The organism is Rhodoferax sp. WC2427, from assembly GCF_040822085.1.
GTDB lineage: Bacteria > Pseudomonadota > Gammaproteobacteria > Burkholderiales > Burkholderiaceae_C > Rhodoferax_B.
In genome coordinates this window covers 1,995,524-2,015,876 of record NZ_CP162006.1, presented here as the reverse complement: position 1 = coordinate 2,015,876, position 20,353 = coordinate 1,995,524, and the positions used below count along the sequence as shown (strand labels likewise).

At 65.5% G+C, this 20,353-nt stretch carries 19 protein-coding genes; 8 read left to right on the top strand and 11 right to left on the bottom strand.

The window, feature by feature from the left end:
* Positions 1–88: 88 nt before the first annotated feature.
* From AB3G31_RS09555 to AB3G31_RS09535, 5 genes are all read right to left on the bottom strand, one after another.
* Entirely contained in the window at positions 89–358 is a 270-nt protein-coding gene (locus tag AB3G31_RS09555) for a hypothetical protein (RefSeq protein WP_367849944.1), read from the bottom strand.
* 643 nt (positions 359–1,001) lie between these two features.
* Positions 1,002–1,874: a pirin family protein gene (locus tag AB3G31_RS09550; RefSeq protein WP_367849943.1), complete on the bottom strand. Its 873-nt coding sequence runs from the start codon at positions 1,872–1,874 to the stop codon at positions 1,002–1,004.
* Positions 1,875–1,899: 25 nt separating this feature from the next.
* Positions 1,900–2,454, bottom strand: coding sequence for a flavodoxin family protein (locus AB3G31_RS09545; RefSeq protein ID WP_367849942.1), 555 nt, complete (start codon positions 2,452–2,454; stop codon positions 1,900–1,902).
* A 52-nt stretch (positions 2,455–2,506) separates the two neighbouring features.
* On the bottom strand, positions 2,507–2,917 hold the full coding sequence (locus AB3G31_RS09540; protein ID WP_367849941.1) for a DoxX family protein: 411 nt from the start codon (positions 2,915–2,917) through the stop codon (positions 2,507–2,509).
* 29 nt (positions 2,918–2,946) lie between these two features.
* Positions 2,947–3,648 carry a pirin family protein gene (locus AB3G31_RS09535; RefSeq protein ID WP_367849940.1) on the bottom strand — a complete coding sequence of 234 codons (702 nt, stop codon included), beginning with the start codon at positions 3,646–3,648 and terminating at the stop codon, positions 2,947–2,949.
* 130 nt (positions 3,649–3,778) lie between these two features.
* Here AB3G31_RS09535 and AB3G31_RS09530 point away from each other — a divergent pair, with 130 nt between their 5' ends.
* The 6 genes from AB3G31_RS09530 to AB3G31_RS09505 all read left to right on the top strand — a co-directional run bounded on the left by AB3G31_RS09530 (position 3,779) and on the right by AB3G31_RS09505 (position 9,045).
* Positions 3,779–4,720, top strand: a complete 942-nt coding sequence (locus tag AB3G31_RS09530; RefSeq protein ID WP_367849939.1) for a LysR family transcriptional regulator — start codon at positions 3,779–3,781, stop codon at positions 4,718–4,720.
* Between the two features lie 94 nt (positions 4,721–4,814).
* Positions 4,815–5,885, top strand: a complete 1,071-nt coding sequence (locus AB3G31_RS09525) for an NAD(P)/FAD-dependent oxidoreductase (RefSeq protein WP_367849938.1) — start codon at positions 4,815–4,817, stop codon at positions 5,883–5,885.
* Positions 5,878–6,813, top strand: coding sequence for a tRNA glutamyl-Q(34) synthetase GluQRS (gene gluQRS / locus AB3G31_RS09520; RefSeq protein ID WP_367849937.1), 936 nt, complete (start codon positions 5,878–5,880; stop codon positions 6,811–6,813). Before AB3G31_RS09525 ends, gluQRS begins: the two co-directional genes overlap by 8 nt.
* Positions 6,810–7,376 carry a hypothetical protein gene (locus tag AB3G31_RS09515; RefSeq protein ID WP_367849936.1) on the top strand — a complete coding sequence of 189 codons (567 nt, stop codon included), beginning with the start codon at positions 6,810–6,812 and terminating at the stop codon, positions 7,374–7,376. The genes gluQRS and AB3G31_RS09515 overlap by 4 nt, the downstream gene beginning before the upstream one ends.
* 71 nt (positions 7,377–7,447) lie before the next feature.
* Entirely contained in the window at positions 7,448–8,170 is a 723-nt protein-coding gene (gene trmB, locus AB3G31_RS09510; RefSeq protein ID WP_367849935.1) for a tRNA (guanosine(46)-N7)-methyltransferase TrmB, read from the top strand.
* Positions 8,167–9,045 carry a pseudouridine synthase gene (locus AB3G31_RS09505; protein ID WP_367849934.1) on the top strand — a complete coding sequence of 293 codons (879 nt, stop codon included), beginning with the start codon at positions 8,167–8,169 and terminating at the stop codon, positions 9,043–9,045. The genes trmB and AB3G31_RS09505 overlap by 4 nt, the downstream gene beginning before the upstream one ends.
* On the opposite strand, the gene AB3G31_RS09500 is transcribed toward AB3G31_RS09505, so the two are convergent.
* The 3 genes from AB3G31_RS09500 to AB3G31_RS09490 all read right to left on the bottom strand — a co-directional run bounded on the left by AB3G31_RS09500 (position 9,035) and on the right by AB3G31_RS09490 (position 10,602).
* Complete coding sequence (locus AB3G31_RS09500; RefSeq protein WP_367849933.1) at positions 9,035–9,310, bottom strand: hypothetical protein; 276 nt, start codon at positions 9,308–9,310, stop codon at positions 9,035–9,037. The genes AB3G31_RS09505 and AB3G31_RS09500 overlap by 11 nt on opposite strands.
* Before the next feature lie 9 nt (positions 9,311–9,319).
* Entirely contained in the window at positions 9,320–10,084 is a 765-nt protein-coding gene (locus AB3G31_RS09495) for a response regulator (RefSeq protein ID WP_367849932.1), read from the bottom strand.
* A gap of 164 nt (positions 10,085–10,248) precedes the next feature.
* Positions 10,249–10,602: a hypothetical protein gene (locus AB3G31_RS09490; RefSeq protein WP_367849931.1), complete on the bottom strand. Its 354-nt coding sequence runs from the start codon at positions 10,600–10,602 to the stop codon at positions 10,249–10,251.
* 195 nt (positions 10,603–10,797) lie between these two features.
* Here AB3G31_RS09490 and AB3G31_RS09485 point away from each other — a divergent pair, with 195 nt between their 5' ends.
* Together AB3G31_RS09485 and AB3G31_RS09480 are read left to right on the top strand one after the other, a co-directional pair.
* Positions 10,798–13,341 carry a winged helix-turn-helix domain-containing protein gene (locus AB3G31_RS09485; protein WP_367849930.1) on the top strand — a complete coding sequence of 848 codons (2,544 nt, stop codon included), beginning with the start codon at positions 10,798–10,800 and terminating at the stop codon, positions 13,339–13,341.
* A gap of 149 nt (positions 13,342–13,490) precedes the next feature.
* A complete protein-coding gene (locus AB3G31_RS09480) occupies positions 13,491–15,008 on the top strand; it encodes a methyl-accepting chemotaxis protein (protein WP_367849929.1) in 1,518 nt (505 codons plus the stop codon).
* A gap of 48 nt (positions 15,009–15,056) precedes the next feature.
* On the opposite strand, the gene AB3G31_RS09475 is transcribed toward AB3G31_RS09480, so the two are convergent.
* The 3 genes from AB3G31_RS09475 to alaS form a co-directional block, all read right to left on the bottom strand.
* Complete coding sequence (locus tag AB3G31_RS09475) at positions 15,057–16,310, bottom strand: diguanylate cyclase (protein ID WP_367849928.1); 1,254 nt, start codon at positions 16,308–16,310, stop codon at positions 15,057–15,059.
* 15 nt (positions 16,311–16,325) lie between these two features.
* Positions 16,326–17,429, bottom strand: coding sequence for an ABC transporter substrate-binding protein (locus tag AB3G31_RS09470; protein ID WP_367849927.1), 1,104 nt, complete (start codon positions 17,427–17,429; stop codon positions 16,326–16,328).
* A gap of 237 nt (positions 17,430–17,666) precedes the next feature.
* Complete coding sequence (gene alaS, locus AB3G31_RS09465; RefSeq protein ID WP_367849926.1) at positions 17,667–20,291, bottom strand: alanine--tRNA ligase; 2,625 nt, start codon at positions 20,289–20,291, stop codon at positions 17,667–17,669.
* Positions 20,292–20,353: the final 62 nt, after the last annotated feature.

Below are 20,353 nucleotides of genomic sequence, written 5' to 3'. Positions count from 1 at the left end.
GGCCCGTCACTTCGAACTTTCCAAGTCAGCCTTAGACCGATCGGAATGGGAGTCTACGAACGCGCAAGTGCGTGCGGCCCTTGAGGCGCTATTCAATGAAGTCGCAGCGCTTCGCCTCAGCACGAAGAAGAAAGGCGGCGAAGCGCGTAGCGCGCTCGAATCTGCTGGTCTCCTCCGGGGTAGAGAGGCGCGCCTTGTCCAAGAGTTCATGGCCGCAGCCGGTGGGGCCGGCGCGCATGCCGGAGTCTCTAATGCTGACGAATCGCTCGGCCGTTTTCTCTCGGGCCTTGGGGTAGCGTTCTTGGGGCTCAGCCTGGTTCCCGAACTCGTGCGTGTGGAAGATGTTTTGGTCGGTCAACTCACTGCTCCACAGGGAGCGCGGTTACCCACTGATCAAGAAATCAATACGTCGTGCCCAACTTGCGGGGCGAAACAAACACTCAGTCAAGCGACAATCTCCCGCCAAGGAAAAGAAACCGTCTACACGTGTAGGAACGGTTGTCAACAGATTGTGCTTGTAGGAGAGCCGGGCGAGGCTGCTTGGGAAGGGCGCGGGTACCGACTTGGGCCTCACGTCATCAGGAACGCAAACGATTTTTTGCTTCCAATCATAGGTGCTGGTCGAGACGTTCTTATTCCAGCCTCGAAAGCAGCTCTTATGAAGGAGCGGCCGCAGTGACGGCTAACAATTCATTCCACCGGACCTGTCGCGACAAGCCGCGCCAGTCCGGTAAATTCAAACGTTGAAGCTGTAAAAACAGATCTCTAGCACGACGTTTGCGGTCCACCAGGTCATGAAGATCGCGACCATGGCCCGCTAGACCACAACAGCCTGTTGCTGTCGGTAGCCAGCCCTGCCACCCAATCAACCGACAGCCAACCCGTCAAACCCGCCAGCTCTCCAGCCGGCACCCAGTGGTGCACCACCCGAAACGGAAGAGAGACACCAAAACGGCTACCAGCGCTGATAGAACCAGCACAAGCAGCTACAAATTCAATAGCTAATGCTTCTCCGGCAGCGGAATAAACTCCGCATCCCCCGGCACCTGCCCCATGCGCTGGGCTTGCCAGTCCCCTTCGGCTTGCAGGATGCGCTCTTTGCGGCTGGAGACGAAGTTCCAGCTGATGAAGCGGTGGCCGTCCAGCGGGTCGCCGCCGATCACCAGCAGGCGAACGGCAGCGGTGGCGCGGATCTGCGTGGTCACACCGGGCTGCAGCAACGCCAGGGTGCGGGCGGCCAGCGGGGTGCCGTCCACCTCCACACCGTCCTCCACCGGGTACACCGCCAGCTCCTGCGCCAGTGGCGGCAGGTCCAGCTGGCCACCGGCGGGCAGCGCAATGTCCAGGTACAGGGTGGGTGCAAAGGTGGCCACTGGCGAAGTCTGGCCCCAGGCCTGGCCGATCAGCACGCGCACCTGGGCATCGCCCACAGTCAGTTCGGGAATGGCCTCGGCGGGGGTGTGGGTGAAGCTGGGCTCCACCTCTTCAAAGGCCTGCGGCAGCGCGGCCCAGAGCTGGATGCCGTGGTTGGTGTAGGCGGTGGTGGCCATGGCCGGTGGTGGCCGCTCGGAATGGACGATGCCGCGCCCGGCGGTCATCCAGTTGATGGCGCCCGGCGCGATCTGTTGCACGTAGCCCAGGCTGTCGCTGTGCAGCATCGCGCCTTCAAATAAATAAGTGACCGTGGCCAGCCCGATGTGCGGGTGGGGACGCACCGCGTGGCCCCCGCCAGGCGGCACGGTCACGGGACCGAAGTGGTCAAAAAACAAAAAGGGCCCGACCGACTGCCGCGCGGCGGCGGGCAGCACCCGGCGCACCACGAAGCCGCCCCCCAAATCTTTGGCATGGCCGGTGAGTTGCAGGGCGATGGGCATGGTCGGGCTCCTAGGGGGTCAACAGTTAGGCCAGAAATTTGGCGGTGATGTCTGCAACACGTTTGCCGTAGTGCTTGGCGGTGTCCAGGTCGCCTTGCGACATTTCAGCGGGGCTGGAGTCCGAGGGCGACTGCACCAGCACGCCGACCGAGCCACCCAGGTTGTTCAGGTCGGTACGGGTTGCGGCCTTGGTGTTGCTGGGCATTTGGCCCAGGCTGACCCAGATGCCGCCTTGCTGCGACGCCAGCGTCTGCAGATAGATCAAGGTGACCTGCTTGTCGCCGCTGAAGCTGGCGCTGTTGGTGAAGCCGCCAAACACTTTGTCTTTCCAGGCGCTGGTGAACCAGGCCTTGCTGGTGGCATCGGCAAATTTCTTGAACTGCCAGCTCGGGCCACCCATATAGGTGGGCGTGCCGAAGATGACGGCATCGGCCGCGTTGATCGAGGCCCAACCGGCTTCAGACACATTGCCTTCGGCATCGATGGCGATCAGCTCGGCGCTGGCACCTTCGGCCACGGCCTGGGCTACGCGCTGGGTGTGGCCGTAGCCGGAGTGGTACACAACAACAGTTTGGGTCATACAGACTTTCAAGGGTGATAAAAACAGCGAACGGGAAACACTTTACTGGAGATCAGCCACCGCGTTTGGCATCCAGGCTCCAGGCACCGGCACCCCAGGCGGCCACGGTCAGCAGGCCACCGACGACGGCGATATTTTTGATGAACAGCAGCTGCGTCACCATCACGGCTTCAGCGGGCACGGCCCAGTAGGCGTGGAAGAAGAAGCTGGCCACCAGGGTGAACCCGGCCAGCACCAGCGCTGCCAAGCGGGTGCCCAGGCCAAGAATCAGCGCCAGACCACCCAGCACTTCCACCGCAATGGCCGCCAGCGCGGCCAGCGTGGGGAACGGCAGGCCGACCGAGGTGATGTAGCCCACGGTGCCAGCAAAGCCGGTGATTTTGCTGATGCCCGCGGGCAAAAACAGGGTGGCCAGCAGCAGGCGGCCAACAAAGCTCAGGGGGTTTTGGAGAGTTTTAAACATGGTTTTCTTTCAGAGTGAGGTTAAAAAATTCAAGCAGCCAGGTCAAAGACCAGGACTTCGGCCTGTTTGGCATGGTCCAGGCTGAGCTGGGTTTCGTGGTCGATCAGCAGCGCATCGCCGGTGGAAAGCAAGATGCCGTTGACTTCCAGCGCACCACGCACCAGGTGCACATAGCTCTTGCGCGCCGGGTCCAGCGCCAGGGTAGCGGTTTCCGTGCCGTCGAGCAGCCCGGCGTACAGGCGTGCATCGGCGTGCAAAGTCACCGAACCCTGGGCGCCGTCGGGCGAGGCTACCAGGCGCAGCAGGCCCCGCTTTTCGCTCTCGGCAAAGGTCTTTTGCTCGTAGCTGGGGGCGATGCCTTTGACGTTGGGCTCGATCCAGATTTGCAGAAAGTGCGTGGTCTGGTCGGCGGCATGGTTGAACTCGCTGTGCTGCACGCCGCGGCCTGCGCTCATGCGCTGCACGTCGCCGGGCGGAATGCCCTTGACGTTGCCCATGGTGTCGCGGTGCGCCAACTCGCCTTGCAGCACGTAGCTGATGATTTCCATGTCGCGGTGGCCGTGGGTGCCAAAGCCGGCACCGGGGGTGATGGTGTCGTCGTTGATCACGCGCAGGTTGCCCCAGCCCATGTGCTTTTCGTCGAAGTAACCGGCAAACGAAAAGCTGTGGTGCGACTTGAGCCAGCCATGGTCGGCGTGGCCACGGTCTTGGGATTTGCGAAGTGTGAGCATGTGTGAACTCCTGGTGAGTGAAGATCCGCGTATCGAATCCATGGCCTGAATTTTGGACCTGCAAGGGTGTGTGGAAGTCCACCGCGTTTGATGGCATCATTCTATTAATTTGAACGGAATTGAATCGACCATGCAAACTGCCCGCGATGTGCTCACCCCCGACGCCTTGTCCATGCTGGTCACCATCCACGCCCAGGGCAGCTTTGCCGCCGCCGCCCGCAGCCTGGGCATGGTGCCCAGCGCCCTGACCTACCGGGTGCGCAATATCGAGGACGCGCTGGACGTGCTGCTGTTCGACCGCAGTTCGCGCCAGGCCAAGCTGACGGTGGCCGGGGCCGAGCTGCTGCGCGAAGGGCAGCGTCTGCTGGAAGACATCGACGCCGTGGCCAACCGCGTCAAGCGCGTGGCCACCGGCTGGGAGCCGCAGCTCACGATTGCTGTGGACAGCGTGATTTCGCGCGCCACCGTGATGGAACTGTGCGAAGCCTTTTTTGCGCTGAACCCACCGACCCGCCTGAAGATCCGCGAAGAGGTGCTGCATGGCACCCTGGACGCGCTGGTCACCGGCCTGGCCGATCTGGCGATTGGCGTGGCCATGGAAAACTCCACCAACAGCAACATCCTTGGCGACCGGCTGGGCGACATGCACTTCATCTTTGCCGTGGCACCGCACCACCCCCTGGCCAGCCAGCCCGAGCCGCTGGCCGACAGCCTGATCCAACAGCACCGCGCCGTGGCCGTGGCCGATTCCACGCAGCGTGGCAACGCGCTGACCTACGGCCTGCTGGGCGGTCAGGACGTGCTCACCGTACCCAGCATGCGCGCCAAGCTGGAGGCCCAGTTGCGCGGCCTGGGGTGCGGCTTTTTGCCCGAAGGCCTGGCCCGCCCGTATCTGGAAACCGGCCGTTTGGTGCGCCGCGCGGTCGAACGCCCCAACCGCATCCTCCGCATCAGCTACGCCTGGCGCGCCGAGGCCAGCGGCACCCACGGGCGGGCCCTGCAATGGTGGTTGCAGCAGCTCAAAAGCCCAGCCACGCGGGCCGCATTACTGGAGCGGCAACAGAGCAATTGACCCTGCGTGCAACGCCCTGGCTGGGTGCCCGCCCAGTGCGTGTAGAGTGTGCTTGGTCGTCACTCCGTAGCCACTCCAAAGAATACCAATACACATGACAAACAAACCCAGTGCTACAGCCCCCCGCCAGATCGCCGTCATCGGTGCAGGCATGGCCGGTATTGCCTGCGCACGCACACTGGTGCAGGCAGGCCACAACGTTTCGGTGTTCGACAAAAGCCGCAGCGCGGGCGGGCGCATGTCGACGCGCAGCACCTCGTTTGGCACGTTTGACCACGGCGCGCAGTACTTCACCGTGCGCGACCCCCGCTTTGCGCTGGCCCTGGAAACCGCCAAAGGCGTGTGCAAACCCTGGAGCGCCAACTCGGTGCGCGTGCTCGACACCTTTGGCCGCGTGGCCTCGGCCGCCCTGCCCTCGCGCGACCCGCACTGGGTGCCGGTGCCGGGCATGAGTGGTTTGGTCAAGCACTGGGCCAAGCCGCTGGCCGAAGACGGTCGCCTGGAACTGGAAACCCACGTGACCCGCATCGAACGCGACCCGATGAACAAAAAGCAATGGCAGCTGCGCACCACCGGCATGCCCGGCGCGGCGGACGCACAGCACGTGTTTTCGGGATTCGATGCCGTAGTGCTGGCCATGCCGAATCCGCAAACCGTGGACCTGCTGCAAAACTCGGCCCAGGCCGCCCGCCTGGTGCGCGACATCCACCCGGTGCAAGTGGCCCCCTGCTGGACGCTGATGCTGGCCTTTCCCCAGGCCATGCAGCCCACCATGGCGCACCTGGGCCCGCAGTGGAACGCAGCCCGCAGCAACCACCACCGCATCGCCTGGCTGTCGCGCGAATCCAGCAAGCCCGGGCGTGGCAGCATCGAGCGCTGGACGGTGCAGGCCAGCGCCGCCTGGTCGCTGGAACACCTGGAAGACGATGCCCCCCGCGTGCAGGCCAAGCTGCTGAAAGCCTTTACCGAGGTCACCGGCATCCGCGCCGAACCCGCCCACGCCGCGGTGCACCGCTGGCGCTATGCCCAAACCCTGCAGCCGCTGGGCCGCAGCCACCTGTGGGACGAAAAATCCAGCATCGGTGCCTGTGGCGACTGGTGCATCGGCCACCGGGTCGAAGACGCTTTCATCTCCGGCCTGGAGATGGCGCTGGCGATTGCCTAAAAGCGCTTACATCGGACGGTTCGCGCCGTCCCCCACGGGCCCGCTGCATGCGGGCTCTTTGGTTGCGGCCCTGGCCAGCTGGCTCGATGCCCGCGCCCATGGCGGCACCTGGCTGGTGCGTATCGAAGACGTGGACACCCCGCGCTGCCTGCCCGGCATGGACGCGCTGATCCTGCAGCAGCTCGCCGCCTGCGGCCTGCACCCGGACGCGCCGCCCACCTACCAGTCGCAGCGCGGTCCCCGGTACCAGCAGGCGCTGGACCAGCTGGTCGCCAGCGGCTGGGCCTACCCCTGTGCCTGCTCGCGCAAAGAGATCGAGATCGCCTGCGCCGCCCTGGGCCAGGTGCGCGGCCGCAATGCCGAACTGGTCTACCCCGGCACCTGCCGCAGCGGCCTGTTGGGTCGGCCTGCGCGGGCCTGGCGGCTGCGTACCGATGCATTTAAAGAAAATTGGCCTCCAGCGCTTATTCCATCAGCGCAAGCAGCTATCAAATCCATAGTAGATGGAGTTTTGACCTGGCACGACCGCCAGCTCGGCCTGCAGCAGCAAAACCTGCCCAAAGAGGTCGGCGACTTTGTACTGCGCCGCGCCGACGGCCTGTGGGCCTACCAGCTCGCCGTGGTGGTGGACGATGCCGCCCAGGGCATCACCCACGTGGTGCGCGGCCAGGACCTGGCAGACAACACCCCGCGCCAGATCTGGCTGCAACAGGCCCTGGGCCTGCCCACCCCGCAGTACCTGCACACACCCCTGGTGCTGGGGCCCAACGGCGAAAAACTCTCCAAACAAAACGGTGCCCAGGCGCTGGACGTGGCGCAGCCGCTGGCGGCGCTGAATGCGGCGGCACAGGTGCTGGGTTTGGCGGCCTGTGGTGGGGATGTAGCCAGCGCCCTGGCGCAATGGGTGGGGCAGTGGAAATGCAAGTGAAACGCGAACTGCACCAACTCCCCTTCACCGCCCTCGACCGCCACCAGCGCATGGTGAGCAAGATCGCCACTATCGACCCCCAGCGGCAGAAGATCATCCTGATCCAACCCCGCGACCGCTGGCTGTATGCCTCGGGCCTGCGCGAGAAGCGGCTGCCGGGTTACCTGTGCATCTTTGCCCATGCCACGCCGCACAGCGTGCAAGGCATTGCCGACGGCGCGGCGCTGGCGCAGTTGGTGCGTGACAGCGGGGTGTGGCATGGCGAGCCGATCCTGCTGGACGCCTGCCATGCCGGGGCCATCCTCCAAGGCATCGCCAGCCAGTTGGCCCGGGCCCTGGCCACCCCGGTGACGGCGGCAACCACGCCCACCTGGAACTTCCCGCTGGGTGGGCGGGCGGTGGGGCAAGGGGCGTTTGCCAAGCTGCCCGGCGTGCTCGGCAGGTTGCCAATTCCCCATCTGCTCAAGCCCGGCACATGGCGCACCTGGGACGCGCAAGGCCAGTGGGTGGCGGAGCGGGCATGCTCGCCGCGCAAGGGTGGCCCGCGGTTTGGTATGGTGTAGCCCTGTTGGGCCGGTGGGCCGTGCGGTTTTACGCCGCCCCGCCACCGTGTCCAGATTAATGAATTGATGCCATGCACACCGAACTCCCTCCCGAAATCGCCCCTGCCCCTAGCCCAGCCGCCCCCGCCCACCACAAAACCATCAAGAGCTTCGTGCTGCGCACCGGCCGCACCACGGTCGGCCAGGCCAAGGCGTTTGAAACCCTGGGGCCGCAGTTCCTGCTGCCCTACCGCAACGCGCCGCTGGACCTGGAGGCCACGTTTGGCCGCAGCGCCCCAACCATCCTGGAAATCGGCTTTGGCATGGGCGAGGCCACGGCCAGCATTGCCGCGCTGTTGCCCGAGAAGAACTTTCTGTGCTGCGAAGTGCACACGCCGGGCGTGGGCGCGCTGCTCAAACGCATCGGCGAAGAGGGGCAAACCAATATCCGCATCTGCCAGCACGATGCCGTGGAGGTGCTGGACCACATGCTGCCGCCCGGCTGCCTGGACGGTGTGCACGTCTTCTTCCCCGACCCCTGGCACAAAAAGAAGCACAACAAGCGCCGCCTGCTGCAAGCCCCGCTGGTGGCCAAACTGGCCGCGCGCTTGAAAATCGGCGGCTACCTGCACTGCGCCACCGACTGGCAAAACTACGCCGAGCAGATCCTGGAAGTGCTCAGCGCCGAGCCGCTGCTGAAAAACACCGCCGCCGACTACGCGCCCAAGCCCGAATACCGCCCGCTCACCAAGTTCGAAAACCGCGGCATCAAGCTGGGCCACGGCGTGTGGGATGTGGTGTTCCAACGGGTGTGAACCTTCCCACCCGTGATGGCGTGGGCCCCAGCACCGTCGGCCTGCCCGGCGGTAATTGGCCCACCGTCATCGATTTCTTCGCAGAGCGTTTTCCCACTGTGGAGCGCACCGTCTGGCTGCAGCGCATGCACGACGGGCTGGTGCTGGACGAACAGGCCTTGCCGGTGCCGCCCACTGCCGCCTACCGCCCGCACACCCGGCTGTACTACTACCGGCACCTGCCCATAGAGCCGCGCATTCCGTTCGAGGCGACGGTCTTGTTCCAGGACGCGCACCTGGTGGTGGTGGACAAGCCGCATTTCCTGCCCACCCTGCCCGCGGGGCGGTTTGTGCAGGAGACGCTGCTGGTGCGGCTCAAGCAATCGCTGGGCATCGACACCTTGGCCCCGCTGCACCGGCTGGACCGCGAAACCGCCGGGGTGGCGCTGTTTGCCATCCAGCCAGACGAGCGGGCGGCCTACCACGCGCTGTTCAAACAGCGCGAAGTGCACAAACACTACGAGGCGATTGCGCCCTGGCGCGCCAATTTGGCCGGCGTGTACCGCAGCCAGATCGTGCCCGGCGAGCCGTTTTTTCGCTACAAAGAGATGCCGGGCGAGCCCAATTCCGAAACCCATATGGCCCTGGTGGAGCGCCTGGGCGAGTGGGCGCGCTACCGGCTGTCGCCCATCACGGGCCGTACCCACCAGCTGCGGGTGCACATGGCGGCGCTGGGCGTGGCCATCCGCAACGACCGCTTCTACCCCGAGGTGGTCAACATTGCCGATGACGATTACACGGCCCCCTTGCAATTGCTGGCCCGCTCCATCGCCTTTACCGACCCGGTAACCGGGCAGGCGCGGCGCTTTGACAGCGCCAGAAGCCTCAGCGTATGACCGCCATCGTTTCGTTCGGGTACAGCACGATGGCGGCCATGGCGACGGCATGCTCGCCGTCGGCGCCAGCCAGCGCAGGTGCCTGGACTTCGGGCGGCAGGCCCTGGTCCTGCGACGCGTAGATCGCGCCGATCCGCGGGGTTAAAAACAGGGCCACTGCCACCATGGCAGCGCAAAACAACAGCCACAACAGGGCGGACACCCAGGGCCCGCGGATGGCCCGGCGCGGGGGCATGGGTTTGGGGCGTGCCGAGGTCACTCGCATAAAAACTCCTTATTTGAAAAATGAAAATCGGGGGGATGGCAGGGCCTGGGCGCGCCGGTTGCTGGCAGAACCCAGGGCCACGATCTGGATGTCGGATGCGTCGGTGTCCGCCAGGCTCTCGCCGCGCGCGTGGGCGGCCAGCTTGCGGTAGATTTTTTTCACATGCGCCAGCACGCCCTGCTGCGGGTGGGCGGCCAGCGCACCAACCTGCTCCAGGCTCATGCCGCGGGCAATCCAACGCAAGATGCCGGCCTCGCAGGCGCTCAGCGGGTGGGTCGATTCGCGCAGCGGAAACGCCCAGGCCGAGCCGGTGCCCGTGCCCAGCCGCAGGTGAAAGCGCCCCAACACCCGGCGCGCCATGCCGGGGCTGATGGGGGCGCTGCCCTCGCGCCACAGGTGGATGCTCTGCGCCAGGCATTCGGCGGCACTGTCCTTGAACAAATAGGCGGTGGCCCCGGCCTCAATGCACTGCAGCACCTGCTCGTCGTCGCCAAACTGGGCCAGCACCACGATGTCGGCCTGCGGAAAATGCCAGGCCACGTGGCGGATCACCTGGACGGCGGGCATGTCCTGCAGCAGCAGATCGACCACCACCACGTCGGGCGTGCACTGGTCCATCATGGCAATGGCGGCAGCGCCGGTGGACACGGCGGCGGCCAGACTGAGCTGCGCGTCGCCCTGCACCGCCTCGGCGCACTGCAGCAGGGTCTCGGCATGGCTTTCGGCAATCAACACACGGGGCGCGGTGTGGGTCATCAACGATGGGATCAGCATGATTTTTCTCCTCCACTCCCTCACGGAAGCGCTGAATGGGCCAAACAAGCGCGGCAAAGGCCGCAGCACGGGGAATCCGAAACCGCCGGATGGACCGGGTGGATGCACCACCCGGCACCCACGGCCTCGGGCAAAGTCGGTCACGCGGGCCATGGTCCGCGTCCTCAAAATTGACGAAGAATGGCGGGCACCAGCGGCCCGATTTCTTGCTTGAACAGCACATCCCGTATAGGCTGGGACGGCTTCGCATCCTGCGCTGGCAGGCTGGCCACCGTGGTAGGGGCTTTGCCGCCGTCCGCGGGCTCCTGTGCGAGCCCCAGGACCACCAGCGCATGGTGCAGGCCGCCGGGCTCCGCCAACGCTGGCAGCAGCCGCCCGGCCGATCCGGCCAGCAGCACACAGGCAACGATCCACACGCATCCCGCGCGGTCGAAGTAGTGGGCCGATGGCTTGTCGGCAAGCGGCGGTGGCGGCAACGGCTCGGAGCGCTCAAAGGGATCAAAAGGTTCAAAGTTCATAAATATGTCCTTGACAATCGGCTAAGCAGGGGGGTCTTCACCACAGGGATGGACTTTCCTCTGCTTGCGGGATGGCGTCCTTAAGCCGGCTGAAGCGGGCCTGAAAACTTCTGAAACCGTGCATAAATGCGCAGAATCGCCAAAATCCAGGCTGTGCGTTACATTTAAAAACTGACATCCAGGGGACCTTTGTTGTTGAACAGTTACCGATTTGGCCGCTTTGAAGTGCGTCCCTCCCAGCGCGTGGTGCTGGTGGATGGAGCCGCCACCAGCCCCGGCGCGCGGGCCTTTGACGTGCTGATGGCCCTGCTGCACCACCGCGACCGCGTGGTGTCCAAGGACGAGCTGCTCGACCTGGCCTGGCCCGGCCTGGTGGTGGAAGAAAACAACCTGCAGGCCCAGGTATCGGCGCTGCGCAAGCTGCTGGGGCCGCAGGCCATCGTGACCATTCCGGGCCGTGGCTACCGCTTTGCGCTGGAGCCCACCGACACCACGCCACTTGCCGCTGCCGCATCGCCGCCTCCGGCACCTGCGCCCGGAGCCCATCCCAACCTGACCCACCTGCCGCTGGTACTGACCCCGCTGATCGGCCGCACGCTGGATGTGTCCAACCTCGACACCCTGATGGGACAGCACCGCCTACTGACCATCGTAGGCGCGGGCGGCATTGGCAAGTCGCTGCTGGCCCAGTGGCTGCTGCATGCCCGGCGCAGCGCCCACCAGCACGGCGTGGCCTGGGTTGATCTGGCCGGGCAGACCGCCCCCGAATTCGTGGCCAGCACGGTGGCCGGGGCCCTGGGCCTGCAAACCGGCCACGGCGACCCGCTCAAGGGCCTGATGGAGGCCGTGCGCCCGCTGCAGATGCTGATCGCCATCGACAACGCCGAGCATTTGCTGGACGAAGTCGCCCGCATCCTGCAAGCCCTGCACCAGGCCGCGCCGCAGCTGCAGGTGCTGGTGACCAGCCAGGCCCCGCTCAAGCTGGCCAACGAATGGGTCTACCGGCTGGATGCGCTGGCCCTGCCAGAGCAGAGCGCGCCGCTGGACGTGGCCCGCCAATATGGCGCAGTGGCCCTGTTTGCCGAGCGCGCCCAGGCGGCCGACCGGCGCTTTGAGCTCACCCCGCAGAATCTGGCCACGGTGGTGGAGATTTGCCGCCGCCTGGACGGCCTGCCACTGGCCATCGAGCTGGCCGCCGCCCGCGTGCCGCTGCTGGGCCTGGTGCCGTTGGCCCGCTCGCTCAACGAACGTCTGCGCCTGCTCAACGGGGGTGGCCGGGGCGCGCCTGCGCGGCAAAAAACCCTGCGTGCCGCGCTGGAGTGGAGCTACGGCCTGCTGGATGCCACCGAGCAAACCGTGTTCCGCCGCCTGGGCGTGTTCGTGGGCAGCTTTTCGCTCGAACTGGCCCAGCAGGTGGTGGCCGACACGGCCAGCCACAGTACGCTGGATGCCTGGGCCGTGGTGGATGTGCTGGGCGCGCTGGTTGACCGCTCCTTGGTGATTGCCGACGGTGGTGACACACCGCGCTACCGCCTGCTCGACACGCCCCGCAGCTATGCGCTGGAGCAGCTCAGTGCCGCCCAGGAAGACCCGGCCCTGCACCAACGCCACGCCCTGGCCATGCGCCAGCTGTTCGAGCAGGCCGACAGCGACTTCTTCAGCGGCCAACAGCGCATCGACGACTGGTACAAGGCCCTGGCCCCCGACCTGGCCAATGGCCGCGAAGCCCTGGCCTGGGCCATCCAGTACGACCCGCAGACCGCCGTGGCCATCGCCCCCGGCCTGGCCGAGGCCCTGACCAGCGACCGCCGCCGCGAACGCCGCTACGTCTGGCAGGCCACCGCCCTGCTGGCCACCGACCAACTCCCCGCCGGCCTGCAGGCCCGCTGGTCCAGCCGCGCCGCCTACTTCTGGGCCTACCGCCAACCGGCCCTGGCCTGCCGCCTGGCCCGCCGTGCCGCCAGCCTGTACCGCGCCCAGCCCGGTGAAAAGCGCAATCTGTACCACGCCCTGGCCGCCCTGGTCTACGCCCTTACCTACGGGCCCACCCCAAACCTGGAGCAACGCCAGGAGCAGCGCGAAGTGCTGGCCGAAATGTGGGCCATGGAAGACCCGGCCTGGCCGCCCATCGTGCGCAGCTACGGCCTGTTTGCCTCGCTGACCTGCAACTTCGTGGAGGGCAATTTCGATGCTGCCATCGAGCAACTGCTGCAAAAGGCCGCCCTGGACGCGCTGGCCGGCCACTCCGAAGCCCTGCTGCGCGGCGAGGACATCATTGCCTACATGGAGCTGGCCGCGGGCCGGGTGGATGCGTCCATCGCCCGCTACCTGGCGCTGCAGGCCCGGCTGGCCAACACCCGCCACATGGCCACCCTGCTGCTGGTGCAGCTGCACCTGACCGGCGCCTGGCTGGCCAAGGGCGACACGGTGCAGGCCCGCGCCCTGGTGCAAGCCTGCTGGCCGCAGGTGCTGCACTTCGATGCCCAGGTCTATGCCGTCGACAACCTGGCCTTGCTGGCGGCGCTGGAAAACCGGCCCCACACCGCCGCCCGCCTGCTGGGCTACGCCGACACCGTGCACGCCGCCCACGGCAAAGCCCGCGAGGTCAACGAAGCCCGCTGCGCCGAGTGCGCCGAGCACCTGGCCCGCGCCGCACTGCAAGACGGCAGCTTCGACCGCCTGAAAACCCTGGGCACCGGCCTGCGCCACGACGACATCGCCACGTTGGCGTTCCTCTAGGGCCGTTCACTGCATTTATAAAAAATCAGGCCCTGGCGCTTATTCCATGGGCGTAAGCAGCTACTTTTTTCATAGCGGTTACATTTATTGACAGTTTGCCGTCAGCAGACGCAGTTAGAAGCACCCGTCATAACTAGGGAGACAAGCGCATGATTTTCCAAACCGTGTTTTCACCCGGCCTGTGGCTGATGCGGCGCCTGCGCCTGGGTGGCAAGATTCTGCTGCTGGCGGCCGTGCTGCTGGCACCCCCGCTCGTGGTCTTGCTGGAGTACGCCCTGTCAGGCACCCGCGGTGCAGGCACGGTCTGGCTCAGCGGCGGCAGCGTACTGGTGTCGGCCTACCTGCTGCTGGCTTTCTACAGCAGCTTCACCCAGGACCTGGCCCAGGTGCGCCGGGCCATGGACCAGCTGGTCCAGGGCGATCTGCGGCTGGGCCTGGTGCAGCGCGGCACCGACGAGCTGGCGTTGCTGGCCGCTGCGACCCAGCAGATCGGCACCAAGGTATCGGCCATGGTGGCCAATGTACGCAGCAACGCGGCCTTTGTGGCGCATTCGGGCAAGAGCCTGGCCAGCGGCAACCGCGCCCTGTCGGACCGCACCGAGCAGCAGGCCGCCAACCTGGAGCAAACCGCCGCCAGCGTCGAGCAACTCTCCAGCACCGTCCAGGACACGGCGCAAACCGCCAGCCAGGCCAACACCCAGGCCGCCCGGGTACGCGATGCCGCCAACCTGGGGGCCACCACCATGGCCGAAGCCATTGCCTCGGTGGAGGCCATCCAGGGCAGCGCCAAGCGCATGGACGAGATCGTGGGAGTGATCGACGGGCTGGCCTTCCAGACCAACATTCTGGCGCTGAACGCCGCGGTGGAAGCCGCCCGCGCAGGCGAATCGGGCCGCGGTTTTGCGGTGGTGGCCAGCGAGGTGCGTTCGCTGGCGCAGCGCTCGGCCGAGGCATCGAAAGAAATCCGCCTGCTGATCGGGGCCTCCAGCACCCAGGTGGGCAGCAGCGTGCAGAAGATCCGCACGGCAGGCACCAGCATGACGGCTATCGTCAGCGGCATCCGCGACGTGGCGACCAATATGGCGCAGATCTCCAACTCCAGCGCCGAGCAGAGTTCCGGCCTGAGCGAGATCACGGCCGCGGTACGCCAGCTCGACGAAATCACCCAGCAAAACGCCCAGATGGTCGAAAACGCCGTGACCCAGGCCTCGACCCTGGAAAGCCGGGCCTCGACCCTGGTGGAAGCGGTATCCCTGTTCAAGCTGCAGCAAGGCTCGGCCGAGGAGGCCATGGCCCTGGTGGAGCGCGCCCTGGCCCACCGCCGCCGGGGTACCTCGCGCGACAGTTTTCTGCGCGACCTGACCAGCACCACGCAGGGCTTCTTTGACCGCGACATGTACGTGTTTGTGCTGGACCGCAACGGCAGCTATGTGGCCTTTGGCGGCAACGCGGCCAAGGTCGGAACCCGCGTGCAGGACATCGCCGGTATCGACGGTGCAGGCCTGCTGCACGCCATCTTCGCCCAGGCCGAGCAGGAGCCCGGCTGGGTGGAGTACGACATCACCAACCCGACCACCGGCCGGGTGCAGACCAAGATGTCGTTTGTGCAGCTGGTCGATGACCTGGCGGTGGGCTGCGGCGTGTACAAGAACCTGGTGGCGTCTTGAAGAAAATCAGCCTCTCGTGCTGATCCGACAAGCGCAAGCAGCTATTAATTAGATAGCAACCAGGCGCCTGTCCGTTGGGTACACCCGGTTGCGGCCCGCTGTCTTGGCCTGGTACAGCAAGGCATCCACCTGGTGCAGCAAATCCGACGTGCCCTGGTCGGGTTGCCATTGGGCCACGCCAAAGCTGGCGGTGATGGCGATCTCGTGGCCGTCGAACAGGACCGGGGTGGTCTCCAGCAACTCACGCAGGCGCTCGGCATTGCGCAGCGCGGTGGCCAACACCGTTTCGGGCTGTACCAGCAGAAACTCTTCGCCGCCCAGGCGCACCATCCAATCCAGCCGGGAGCGGGTCGCCCGGCGCAAATGCTCCACGGTGGCGCACAGCACGGCATCGCCGCCCGCATGGCCGTAGCGGTCATTGATGCGCTTGAAGTGGTCCAGGTCCAGGCTGATCACCGAAAACGGCCGCTGGTAGCGCTGGGCCCGCTCGATATCCTCCAGCAGGCGCGACTCCAGGGTACGGCGGTTGAGGCAGCCGGTCAGGGGGTCGGTGATGGACAGCAGGTGGTTGGCTTCGGCCAGCGCTTCCAGCTGCTGGGTGCGCTGGGCCACCATCCGGTCCAGGTCGGCGATGTGCGCGCGCAACCCATTCTGGAGTATGGAAAAACCCTCGGCCACCTGGTCGATTTCATCGGTGCGCGCACGCGTTGGGCGGTCCAGCACCAGGGGCTGCACCAGGGTCTGGGGGGTCAAATCGCTGGCAAATCGGGCCAGGCGCTGCAGCGGCATTTGCAACTCACGCCGCAACATGCTGGCCATCAGGCTGCACACCAGCACGGTGAAAAACCCGTACCCGGCCAGCACCGTCCAGGCGGCGTGCACGATCTCCTGGACTTCAAAATCCGGGTTGCCCCAGAGCTGCAGTTCCCCCAACTCACCGGTGCCCTGCGGGTTCGGAATGGAGATGTGGCGGCTGTCGGTCCGCAGCCCCAGACGGGCGTCGCCCGCTTCAAACTGCCGCCCGGCGCCGGTCTGCAGCAGCACATAACCCACCTGTGGACGTTCGGCCACCAGGTTGACCTGCTGCTGCACGGTGCGCGGTTCGATGTCCCACAGACTCACGGCCAGCAAAGGCACGCTGGTCTTGGCAATGTCGTCGACCAAGCGCTGGAATTCCTTCCGGTGCTGCTGCACCATCAACGCGGCCTGCACCCCAAAGACCCCCACCATGCAGCACAGCGCCAAGCCCAGCGTATTGCGGATCAGATGCCCGGCCAGGGACCGGAATGGGAGATTGGGCATGCGGGCATTGTGCAATCAGTACAAAAGCGGAGCAAATTCAAAGCTGTAACGAGTTGTTACATGATTTAACACTTTGCTGTAGCGCCGGAAGTCCACACTGTCATAGCGCTGGCCAAACCGGGCCTCGAACTTCTCGGCCATGGCCGGGGTGAACAGCACAAACATCGGGCGCTCCAATTGCAGACCTTCGTCGGCAAAATCGCGCCCATGGTGGTAATCAAACAGCATCACCAGGGACCAGGCACCGGCCATGAAATGCCCTCCGGCCAGCGCCGTCAGGCGGCCGGACTTGAGCGCCTCCATGGCCTCGGTAGAGGTGTTGATGCCGCTGAACCGCATGCTCTTGCCCGGCTGGCCACCGCGCTGCTCCAGCGTCTGCATGGCGCCAAAGGCGATCAGGTCATTGCCCGCCCACAGCAAGCGCGCAGACGGGTAGCGGTCATACAGCCAGGCACTTTTTTCGGCAGCTTTTTCGCGGCTCCAGCCGGCATAGACCATCTGGTCCAGCACCACATCGTCGGCCTCGGCCAGGGCGCGCCGCAGGCCCTGGTTGCGCCGAACCGAGCTGATGGTGGAGCGGTCGCCAGCGATGGCCAGCAGGTGCAGTTTTCCGTCTGCGGCCTGGGCGCGGGCGGCACGCCCCGCCTGGATCAGGGCCTTGCCCGTGAGGTAGCCAGCCTCCTCGGCCAAGGGCTCCAGCGAGCCAATCCATTGCTTGAAATGCTGCCGCGGCTTGCCCCACTGCTGCTCCTCGGCAGCCGTAAAGCCGCTAAAGGCCATGAAACACCGGATGCCGGAGCCGTCAAACAGGCGCAGCAACTCGACACCCGTGGCGCTGTCGTTGGAGAACACCACGTAGTCGGGCCGCTGCGCCTTGGGCCGGGCCACCAAAGCGCGGGCCAGCGCCAGCACGCGCAACGGGTCGCGCTGGGCATACTGCACCTCCAACTCCCAACCCAGGCTGCTGGCCGCCGCCGCCATGGCCCGCGCAGCCCCCACCCAGTAGATCTCGTCGGAATTGCCCGGGTTGATGAAAGCCACCGACACCGCCTGGGCCGACCCCGCCAACAACACCGCCCAGGCCAGCACCAGACACCGCACATAGGAATAGCAACGCACATCCGTCTCCCCACATTGGCATCGCGCGCCCCCGACTGCCCCCCGGCAAGTCAGGCTCACGACAGCGCGCGACAGGCTCAATTTACACCGGCTTCGGACCCATGTGGGGGAGGCCCGCTACGCTACTGGGTCTTTGGGGTCTGGAGGGTAATGTCAGTCCACCATCTTTAAAGCAAAAAGAGCTGCCTGCGCTTATTAGATAAGCACGGGCAGCTCTCTTTTTAAGAGCAAGCTGATTTACAGTCGCTCAGCCACCCAGGCTTGAACGGACGCCAGCGCCGCAGGCAATTTTGCGGGCTCGGTGCCACCGGCCATGGCCATATCGGGTTTGCCGCCGCCTTTGCCGCCGAGCTGGCTGGCGACGAAGTTGGCCAGGGCTCCGGCCTGCACCTTGCCGACGCTGTCCTTGGTCACGCCCACCGCAATTTGCACCTTGTCGCCGTCTACCGCGGCCAGCACGATGACGGCGGTTTTCAGCTTGTCTTTGAGCTTGTCCATGGTGTCGCGCAGGGTCTTGGTGTCGGCACCCTCGAGCTTGGCGGCCAGCAGCTTGGTGCCGTTGATGTCGATGGCGGTATTGACCAACTCGTCACCCTGGCTGGAAGCCAGCTTCCCCTTGAGCTGGGCGACTTCTTTTTCCAGCGCCTTAATGTTGTCCAGCGCCAGCGTGACGCGGGCTTGCAACTCGGCGGGCTGGACCTTGAAGCTGCCTGCGGCCTGGGTGACGGTGCACTCCAGGTCTTGCAGGTAGGCCAGCGCGCCTTCACCGGTGATGGCTTCGATACGGCGGATGCCGGCGGCCACACCGCCCTCAGCAACCACCTTGAACAGGCCGATATCGCCGGTGCGCTGCACGTGGGTGCCGCCGCAGAGTTCTTGCGTGCTGCCGATGCTGAGCACGCGCACGATTTCGCCGTACTTCTCGCCAAACAGCATCATCGCGCCGGTCTTCTGGGCGGATTCGATGTCCATCAGCTCGGCGTGGGTGGCGGCGTTGGCCAGGATTTCGGCGTTGACTATTTGCTCGATCTGCAAAATTTGCGCGTCGGTGACCGGGGCGTTGTGGGTGAAGTCGAAGCGGGTGCGTTCGGCGTTCACCAGGCTGCCCTTTTGGTGCACATGGGTGCCCAGCACTTCGCGCAGGGCCTTGTGCATCAGGTGGGTGACCGAGTGGTTGCGCTGGGTGGCGGCGCGCAAAGCAGTGTTGACGCTGGCGGTGACGGTGTCGCCCACGTTCAGCGTGCCCGCCTCCAGCGTGCCCTGGTGGCCGAACACATCGGACTTGATCTTTTGGGTGTCGCCCACCGCAAAGCGGGCCGAGCCGCTGGTGATCACGCCCTCGTCGCCCACCTGGCCGCCGGATTCGGAATAGAACGGCGTGGTGTCCAGTACCACGGTGCCGGTTTGGCCTACTTTCAGGGCGGCTACGCTGGTTCCATCAGCGTAGAGCGCTACGATTTTTGCAGTAGCTTCGAGTTTCTCATAGCCCACGAAGGCGTTGTCGGCCCCGGTGTATTCCAGCGCGCGGTCCATCTTGAACTTGCCTGCCGCGCGGCCTTTGGCTTTTTGGGCTTCCATGGCGGCCGTGAAACCGGCCTCGTCCACCGACAGGCCGCGCTCGCGGCACACGTCGGCCGACAGGTCCAACGGGAAGCCGTAGGTGTCGTGCAGCTTGAAGGCCACGTCGCCGGGCAGCACTTGCACGCCGTCGGTGAGCGCGGCGTTCAGAATTTCCATACCCATGGCCAGGGTTTCGAAGAAACGTTCTTCTTCGGCCTTCAGCACTTCGGCAATGCGCTCTTGCTGCGCCGCCAGCGCCGGGTAGGCCGCACCCATCAGGGCCACCAGGTCGGGCACCAGCTTGTGGAAGAAGGGCTTGGTCTGGCCCAGCAGGTAGCCATGGCGGATGGCGCGGCGGATGATGCGGCGCTGCACGTAGCCGCGGCCTTCATTGCCGGGGATCACGCCGTCGCTGACCAAAAAGGAGGTGGCGCGGATGTGGTCGGCGATGACGCGCAGGCTCTTGTGGCCCAGGTCTGCCTCACCCGTTTCACGCGATGCAGCCTTGATCAGCGCGTCGAAGATGTCGATTTCGTAGTTGCTATGCACGTGCTGCAGGATGGCGGCCAGGCGCTCCAGGCCCATGCCGGTGTCCACGCAGGGCGCGGGCAGCGGCGTGACCGAGCCGTCCTCGGCCATGTTGAACTGCATGAACACGTTGTTCCAGATCTCGATGAAGCGGTCGCCGTCTTCACCGGGGCTGCCTGGGGGGCCACCTTCGATGTGGTCGCCGTGGTCGTAGAAGATCTCGCTGCAGGGTCCGCAGGGGCCGGTGTCGGCCATCATCCAGAAGTTGTCGCTCTTGTAGCGGCCGCCCTTGTTGTCGCCGATGCGGATCACACGCTCGGGCGGCAGGCCGATCTCTTTGGTCCAGATGTCGAAGGCTTCGTCGTCTTCTTCGTACACCGTGGCCAGCAGGCGCTCAGGCGGGAGTTTGTAGACCTGGGTGAGCAGTTCCCAGGCCCATTTCAGCGATTCGCGCTTGAAGTAGTCGCCAAAGCTCCAGTTGCCCATCATCTCGAAGAAGGTGTGGTGGCGGGCGGTGTAGCCCACGTTTTCCAGGTCGTTGTGCTTGCCACCGGCGCGCAGGCAGGCCTGTACCGAGGCGGCGCGCACGTAGGGGCGCTTGTCGGTGCCCAGGAACACGTCCTTGAACTGCACCATGCCGGAGTTGGTGAACATCAGCGTGGGGTCGTTGCCCGGCACCAGCGAGCTGCTGGCGACCACGGTGTGGCCCTTGGAGGCAAAGAAGTCGAGGAAGGTCTTGCGGATGTCGGCAACGGTGAAAACGGGCTGGGTCATGTCGTTCATTCTTCGGGCAAGTGGGTCGATGGAGCCTTCTATTATCGCCGTGTACCTGGCGC